Below are 1521 nucleotides of genomic sequence, written 5' to 3'. Positions count from 1 at the left end.
GAGTACGCGATCGCGCCCGCCGCCATCGCCACCTTCATCGGCGCCTATGTGGAATCGCTGAACCTGTTCGGGATCACCGACGGCTGGTGGGTGTATCTGGCGGTGTACGCGCTGTTCATCGGCATCCACCTGGGTGGCGCCGGTGAGGCGCTCAAGGCGATGTTCGTGATCACCGCGATCGCGCTGGTCGGCCTGGTGATCTTCGCGGTGGCGGCGCTCGGCGAGTTCGACGTGGCCAATCTGACGAATATCGCGCCCGACCCCGACGCCACCGGTTCTTCGTCCTTCCTGCCGTTCGGCTACCTGGGCATCTGGGCCGCGATCCCGTTCGCCATCTGGTTCTTCCTGGCCGTCGAGGGCGTGCCGCTGGCGGCCGAGGAGGCCACCGAGCCGGAGAAGAACGTGCCCAAGGGCATCATCGTCGCGATGCTGCTGCTGGTCGTCACCGGCGCGGTGGTGCTGGTCCTGGTGACCGGCGCGCTCGGCGCGCAGGGCGCGTCGACCTCGGGTAACCCGCTGGTGGAGGCGCTCGGTGACGGCGCTGCGGCCAAGGTGGTCAACTACATCGGCCTGGCCGGTCTGGTCGCCAGCTTCTTCTCCATCGTCTACGCCTACTCCCGGCAGACCTTCGCGCTCTCGCGGGCCGGCTACCTGCCGACCAGCCTGTCGGTCACCAACTCCCGCAAGGCGCCGGTGCTCGCGCTGATCGTGCCCGGCCTGATCGGCTTCGCCCTCTCGCTCACCGGCGAGGGCGCGATGCTGCTGAACATGGCCGTGTTCGGCGCCGCGGTGAGCTACGTGCTGATGATGGTGAGCCACATCGTGCTGCGGGTCCGCGAGCCGAACATGCCGCGCCCCTACCGCACCCCGGGCGGCATCGCGACCACCGCGTTCGCGCTGGTCATCGCGGCGGCCTCGGTGGCGGCGACCTTCCTGGTCGACCCGAAGGCGGCGCTGTTCACCCTCGGTGTGTTCTGCGCCTTCATGGCCTACTTCGGCCTCTACAGTCGCAAACACCTGGTCGCCAAGTCCCCCGACGAGGAATTCGCGGCATTGGCCAAGGCCGAACAAGAACTCGAGTAACCCGCACCACGAACCCGCGAAAGGAGGCGGCACCCGATGACCGTGTACCGCAGCTCTGTCGGCGTCACGACCTACACGTTCGACGGCCTGGTCGATCTCCTCGCCAAGGCGACTCCCGAACGCAGCGGCGACCAGCTGGCCGGTTGCGCCGCCGCGACCGATGCCGAACGGGCGGCCGCGCAGTGGGCCCTGGCCGACGTGCCGCTGACCACCTTCCTCGACGAGGTGGTCGTGCCGTACGAGACCGACGAGGTCACCCGGCTGATCATCGACAGCCACGACCGGACCGCGTTCGGCCCGATCGCGCATCTCACCGTCGGCGGGCTGCGGGACTGGCTGCTCGCGGTCGCCGCCACCGACGACGCGGCGGTGACGCTGGCGGCGGCGTCGCCGGGACTGACACCGGAGATGGTGGCGGCGGTCAGCAAGATCATGCGC

General features: G+C 69.2%; 2 protein-coding genes. Both read left to right on the top strand.

Annotation, left to right across the window (positions count from 1 at the left end):
* Nucleotides 1–1083: ethanolamine permease (gene eat, locus ACWDNU_RS45600; protein WP_449673414.1), on the top strand; the 1083-nt coding region annotated here is incomplete at its 5' end.
* Nucleotides 1084–1119: 36 nt separating this feature from the next.
* Nucleotides 1120–1521: ethanolamine ammonia-lyase subunit EutB (eutB, locus tag ACWDNU_RS45595; RefSeq protein ID WP_449673413.1), on the top strand; the 402-nt coding region annotated here is incomplete at its 3' end.

The organism is Amycolatopsis sp. NPDC003676, from assembly GCF_053587275.1.
The sequence above is the reverse complement of the archived record's forward strand: the minus strand, read 5'-3'. Positions and strand labels throughout refer to the sequence as shown.